Origin of the sequence: Aliivibrio kagoshimensis (assembly GCF_050337105.1) — a bacterium.
GTDB classification, from domain to species: Bacteria; Pseudomonadota; Gammaproteobacteria; order Enterobacterales; family Vibrionaceae; genus Aliivibrio_A; species Aliivibrio_A kagoshimensis.
Map to the genome: position 1 here is coordinate 1 of NZ_JAKJSQ010000119.1, position 6,086 is coordinate 6,086.

5 protein-coding genes are annotated in these 6,086 nt (G+C 41.6%); 4 read left to right on the top strand and 1 reads right to left on the bottom strand.

The features are described 5' to 3' along the window. On the bottom strand, positions 1-133 hold a 133-nt coding region (locus tag L4C32_RS20035), incomplete at its 3' end, for an AbrB/MazE/SpoVT family DNA-binding domain-containing protein (protein WP_428198659.1). A 261-nt stretch (positions 134-394) separates the two neighbouring features. Between L4C32_RS20035 and L4C32_RS20040 the strand changes: the two genes are divergently transcribed. From L4C32_RS20040 to L4C32_RS20055, 4 genes are all read left to right on the top strand, one after another. Then, complete coding sequence (locus L4C32_RS20040; RefSeq protein ID WP_428198656.1) at positions 395-1,129, top strand: MipA/OmpV family protein; 735 nt, start codon at positions 395-397, stop codon at positions 1,127-1,129. A 237-nt stretch (positions 1,130-1,366) separates the two neighbouring features. Next, complete coding sequence (locus L4C32_RS20045; protein ID WP_428198657.1) at positions 1,367-2,437, top strand: efflux RND transporter periplasmic adaptor subunit; 1,071 nt, start codon at positions 1,367-1,369, stop codon at positions 2,435-2,437. Between the two features lie 48 nt (positions 2,438-2,485). Further along, positions 2,486-5,560 carry an efflux RND transporter permease subunit gene (locus L4C32_RS20050; RefSeq protein WP_428198658.1) on the top strand — a complete coding sequence of 1,025 codons (3,075 nt, stop codon included), beginning with the start codon at positions 2,486-2,488 and terminating at the stop codon, positions 5,558-5,560. Positions 5,561-5,687: 127 nt separating this feature from the next. After that, positions 5,688-5,840 (top strand): hypothetical protein, encoded by a 153-nt coding sequence (locus L4C32_RS20055; protein ID WP_428198660.1) that lies wholly within the window; start codon positions 5,688-5,690, stop codon positions 5,838-5,840. Positions 5,841-6,086 lie beyond the last annotated feature (246 nt).

Here is a 6,086-nt window from a genome sequence, read left to right on the forward strand (position 1 = left end):
TCCTTAATCTATTCCTTGATCTGATAGTCATTTCTACCTGGCTTCCTTTAGACAGCTTTAATGCCTGAGTAATTGCCTTGGGAATCGTTATCAGGGGTGAATTACCTGTTTTTCTAACTTTAATATTTTTCATTCCCACCCCCGCTTAAAGTGCGATGCACTTTTATTGTTGGGAATTTATCAATACTCTACCTTTCGGTCAAGATGTAGATACAAATAAATACGTCTTCGTATATACAGAGGTTCACACTGAAAATATTTATTTGCCTTTAATTTCGATTGATTAAGGCAATGGTTTGAATCTTTTTAATTAATAGACATTGACCTTTATAATCTGTGCCGTTATTATGCGCTCATTTTTAACGTTCACTGCACTTTAAATGACGAGCACATAATGAATAAACTAATTTTAATCTCTGCGGCTACTCTACTCCCTTTTTCTGCTCATGCTGAATTTGGTTTAGGCCTAACGGCTAGTTACTCACCAAACGTTTACAAGGGCGGTGATACTGAAGTGACACCTTTCCCACTAGTAAGCTATGACAATGATCGTTTCTTTATCGAGGGTGTACAGCTGGGCTATCGTCTAGCGGCTAAAGGTTCTACTAACAACATCATTTTGGCTGTAACTTATGATCCACGAATGCTGGATGCCGGTGAATCCGACAACCTAGATATTAAAAAGCTAGATGATCGTGACGCATCTTTTCTTGGTGGTGTGGCTTACGTTCTTAACACCAAAGCGGGTCAATTTCACGCTGGTATAGGTACGGATATTGGCTCTGTTCACAATGGCATGTATGCAGAGGCTAAGTACAGCTATCATATAAACATGGGTGCAATTGGCCTTATCCCCGCTATTGGTTACTCATATAACAGCGACAAGCTAAATGAACACCTTTACGGCGTATCAGTTTCTGAGGCGGCAAGAACTAACTTCAATGAGTTCAAGCCTGATTGGAGTGGCCGTTATTTTGTGGGTCTATCTGGTTACATGTACCTATCAAAAAAGATGCGTTTAACAGGTGGTATTCGATACGAAAATCTAGATTCCGAGATCGAGAAAAGCCCACTTCTTGAAAGTACGACTTCAGTAATTGGTAACGTTGGCCTTTCTTACCTGTTCTAACGTTCTTAGCGAGAGGACTTAATGACCCATTTCGTTATTGACTAGTCTTTATTACCAAGCACCTTTTTATAGATGTCGTATGCTGTTTGTTGTTTTGTTTCCATTATGCTGGTGTATGTTATGGGAGGTTATGATAACGTAGGAAAATTATGGCAGAACAAGCGCCGCAGGCCCATGATTCCAGCGCATGGGGATAGTAATTTAAAGCGCCTTATTCAGGGCAATGAGGAAAGGTTAATGATTCATAAAGGAATAGTTCGCCCATTTGTACTTCTGACCGCGACCATCGCGTTATTTGGGTGTAATAACGACAATGTAGTACAAGAAACTGAGCAAAAAGTTCGCCCAGTTAAGTGGGTTTTAACGGGCATTGATAATACCGTTGAAGTGACTAAATTCCCTGCAGTAGTAACAGACAATCAGCTTGTTGAATTGAGCTTCCCGTTTGGCGGAAAAATAGAACTATTTGATGTGCAAAGTGCGCAGGCTCTAAAAAAAGGTGATGTGATTGCAAAGCTCGATCAGCGCGAGTTGCTTAATAGCTTAAACAAAGCCAAAGCACAAAATAAAAATGCTGAAATAGAGTATCAAAGAGCGAGTAAGCTTATAAAAAGTAGAGCGATTTCTCAAAGTGCGTTTCAAGAGCTTGTGACTTCAAGGGATGTAAGTCGGGCACAGTTGAATGCGGCAAAGCAAGCGCTAACCGATTCTGTATTAAGGGCTCCGTTTGACGGTGTGATCGCAAGTAAAATGAGCGATCAAGGTCAGTCGATTTCTGGGGGAAAAACGGCCGTTATATTCATTGGCGGTACAAAATTGGAAGCATCTATCGACTTGCCTGCCGACTACCTAGCCACACTCTATAAGCGCCAGTTTGAAAAACGTCCAATTGATTCATTCATTGCATTAGATGTAGCACCAGAAACAAGTATCCATGCGGTATACAAAGAAGCCACCCTTTTAGCCGATACTTCAACGCAAACGTATTCAGTGACTTATGAATTTGAATCTCCAAAAAATTTGCTTGTGCTTCCAGGTATGAGCGGAACCATAGAGGTCCACGTCGGTGCGCCAAGTACAGGCAGTCACATCACTTTACCGTTAGCGGCCATTACCAGTGATAGCGAGGGTACTTATGTATGGGTTGTCGATAAACAGAGCATGAAGGTGGCGAAACGTGAAATTACGGTTGCGGATGGCGTCGGTAATACCTTAATTGCAGAGTCAGGTTTAGAAAAAGATGAGTTGGTAGTAAGCGCAGGTGTTGCCTACTTATACGAAGGGATGAAGGTAAGAGAGTGGAAATAGTCTTATCTAATCAGTTTGTAAAAGCGATCAACGAACAGGCGAATTGAAATGAATATAGCGGAATTTACAATTAAGAATACGGTGTTGAGTGTCATCGTTATTTTGTTAACCATTGCAGGGGGTTGGCAAGCGTATCAAAACATGGCCCGTTTTGAAGACCCCGAGTTTACCATTCGACAAGCTGTGATTGTCACGAATTATCCGGGAGCGAACCCACACGAAGTGGCTCTTGAAGTTACCGCTCCTTTGGAAAAAGCGATACAACAACTCGCTGAAGTGAAAACCATTGACTCCGTATCAACTTATGGAAAATCAGAGATTAATGTTGAAGTAAGATACGACGCCTCAAAAACGCGAGGTGATTTGCAACTGGTTTGGAATAAACTCAGAAATAAAATCAGTGATACGACTGCTAGCCTTCCGCCGGGGGCTCAAACCCCTTATGTCGCGGATGATTTTGGTGACGTATTTGGCTTACTCTATTTCCTAACTGGCGATGGATACTCAAATGTTGAACTTAAGAAATACGCCAAAACATTGCAAAGTTCATTATTGCTGGTAGACGGTGTGTCGCGTGTTTCTCTTGATGGCTTAAAAAAGGAAGCCATCTACGTAGAAATATCAAAGCAAAATGCAAAAAGGCTCGGTCTGTCTGTTTCAAGCATTGTTGATATGCTAAGCCAACAAAATGCTGTTGTCTCCGCGGGTAGTGTCAAAGTGGGTAGCAAGCGTTTGATGATTGACCCAACTGCCGCCATTGATTCTATCGATTCTATTCGTAATTTAATGATTTCAGTGGATTCTGACGGAAAACTCATTTACCTCAAAGATATCGCAAATGTTTGGCGTGGTTTCCAAGAGCCGACGGAAAAAGAGTTTTTGTATAACGGTCAGCCCGCCATTGCTGTGGGTGTATCCGGTATTTTGGGCAGCAACATTGTTCAAATTGGTCAAGAGATCGATCTTAAAATTGCTGAAACAGAAAACCTAAGACCGTTAGGTATTCAACTGCATGAGTTCTATCACCAAGGAAATATAGTTGATTCGTCAGTTGACAATTTCGTTGTGAATGTTATTGCGGCGCTGGTGATCGTTATTGTAACACTGTTCATTTTTATGGGTTTCAAATCTGCATTGGTGATCGGTTCTATTCTTTTACTTACGATCTTTGCGACGCTAGCGACGATGAACTTTGTTGCTATTCCAATGCACAGAATTTCGTTGGGGGCGTTAATCATTGCACTAGGAATGATGGTTGATAACGCGATAGTTGTTACTGAAGGGATTTTGGTTGGCGTGAAGTCGGGGGCAAAGAAACTGGTGATAGCAAAGCAAATCGTTCAGCGTTCTATTTGGCCTCTACTAGGCGGAACGTTGGTAGGAATCATTGCGTTTGCTCCAATTGGCTTTGCTCCAGGGTCGACAGCTGAATATACCGGCCATCTATTTTGGGTAATCTTGATTTCCTTGATGTTTAGTTGGTTGTTTGCCATTACGTTAACACCACTATTTTGCCATTGGTTATTTACTGAGTTAACTGTCGTCGAAGAGGGTAAACAAAAAGAGAGCGGTTTCACCAAAGCGTATAAACGTTTGTTGCTTGTTTCTCTGAAACAGCGCTACCTAGTGGTTGTTGGTGTTGTTGCCATGTTCTTTGTTTCTGTGTGGGGTTTTCAGTTCGTCAAACCTGGTTTTTTTCCTGCTTCAACAACCCCGTTGTTTGTTGTGGATTATTGGTTACCGCAAGGCACGGATGCGGACACGACCAAGCATGATATTGAACGCTTAAACAAGTACATTCAATCCCTTGATGGCGTTGAGGATGTTCAAGCTTCCATTGGTGGCGGCGTTCCTCGGTTTATGTTGGTCTATGCACCAGAATCACCGAACTCGGCTTATGGACAATTGTTAGTTAAAACGAGTGATTACCGAATCATCGATGGGTTGCTTACTGATATTCAAAGCTATATTGATAAGTCATTCCCTGATGCTCAAGGTAAAGTATGGAAGTTTGTTCTCGGACCAGGTGGCGGTTCTCGTATTCAAGCCAAATTCAGTGGGCCAAACACGAATGTCTTAAGAGATATAGCTAGCCAAGCGAAAGCCATTATGGCAGCTGATGGCAAGGCACTATCAATTAAAGATAACTGGCGTCAGCCTATCAGCGTTATTGAGCCGATTTATTCAGAAAAATCCGCGCAAAGAGTTGGCGTTTCTCGTGAAGACCTCGCCTCTGCTTTAGAAACCAATTTCTCGGGTAAAAATATTGGTGCATATCGTGAAAATGATGAGTTAATCCCGATTATTACTCGTGCCCCCGAACCTGAAAGTCATGATGTGAGTGACATTAAAAATATTCAAGTTATCAGTTCGGTTACAGGTAATGCGGTGCCTATTGGCCAAGTGACGGACGGCTATCGCACAGTATGGCGCGATGGTTTAGTAAGAAGAGTTAATCGCCAATGGGAGATCAGAGCTCAGTCTGACCCAATTCCGAATGAATTAACCTCTGATTTATTTGAGCGATTAAGGCCTCAAATTGAAGCGATTCCTCTGCCAGATGGTTATCAATTGGAGTGGGGAGGAGAGTATGGTGATTCTAAAGAATCGAATGAAAACCTAGCATCGACCATTCCACTTGGCTTGTTGGCAATGGTAATTGTGGTGTTCATTTTGTTTGGGACAGTAAAACAACCTGTGGTGATATGGCTTGTGGTTCCGCTGGCGTTAATCGGTGTATCAGCAGGTTTACTTGCAACAGGAACCCCAATGGAGTTCATGGCAATCTTAGGCTTATTGTCATTGTCTGGTTTGTTGATAAAAAATGCGATTGTTTTGGTGGATCAAACCGATTTGGAAATTGCTGAAGGTAAACCAAGGTTTGATGCCGTTATCGATGCAGCGGCAAGCCGTGTGAGGCCAGTCATCATGGGCGCATTAACAACAGTCCTGGGGGTTATCCCGTTGTTCTTCGATGCGTTCTTTAAGTCGATGTCTGTTGTATTGGTGTTTGGTCTTACTTTCGCGACATTGTTGACGTTAGTTATTATCCCTGTCTTGTATGCCATTTTCTTCAGTATAAAACCACATGAAGTCGAACAAAATAGCTATGTAAAGGAGTAATAACGTTTAGTGTTAGCAGTATTGGTTACAATACTGCTAACTCACGGTATCACGTTAAAAAGATGGTATGTCCCACCCACACGCTAAACTTAACATTGTTAGGCTCAATTAAATACAGGTGGCCATCATGACTACTATTCGTGTTATTGGTATCGATTTAGGAAAGAACACATTTCATCTTATCGGCCATGATTACTCAGGTAGAGAAGTCTTTAGAAAAAAGCATACCAGACAAACCACTTTCCAATTGCCACCAACACCTAAATTTCTAGTACTGTAGAACCTCATTAATCTTTTACACTTTGGCGGTAATGGTTTACTTGCATCCTATAGTTTAATGGTTCTCGCACTATCAAAAGAGCGATATAAAAAAAGTACGTATGCAACTTGATTTGCCATAAGTGCACACTGTAAATAGGCATTTCAGCAGAAGACATTTACCTTACAAAAAATAATTCATTAATTGCTAATTTAGGAAATCCCTAGCACGTAATTGTCCAGATACGTGCTAAAGAGTGAATTAGAG

What these genes read in the sequence shown, in the direction of transcription:
- L4C32_RS20040 (WP_428198656.1), top strand. Translation starts at nt 395, where the DNA reads ATGAATAAACTAATTTTAATCTCTGCGGCTACTCTACTCCCTTTTTCT.
- L4C32_RS20045 (WP_428198657.1), top strand. Translation starts at nt 1,367, where the DNA reads ATGATTCATAAAGGAATAGTTCGCCCATTTGTACTTCTGACCGCGACC.
- L4C32_RS20050 (WP_428198658.1), top strand. Translation starts at nt 2,486, where the DNA reads ATGAATATAGCGGAATTTACAATTAAGAATACGGTGTTGAGTGTCATC.
- L4C32_RS20055 (WP_428198660.1), top strand. Translation starts at nt 5,688, where the DNA reads ATGACTACTATTCGTGTTATTGGTATCGATTTAGGAAAGAACACATTT.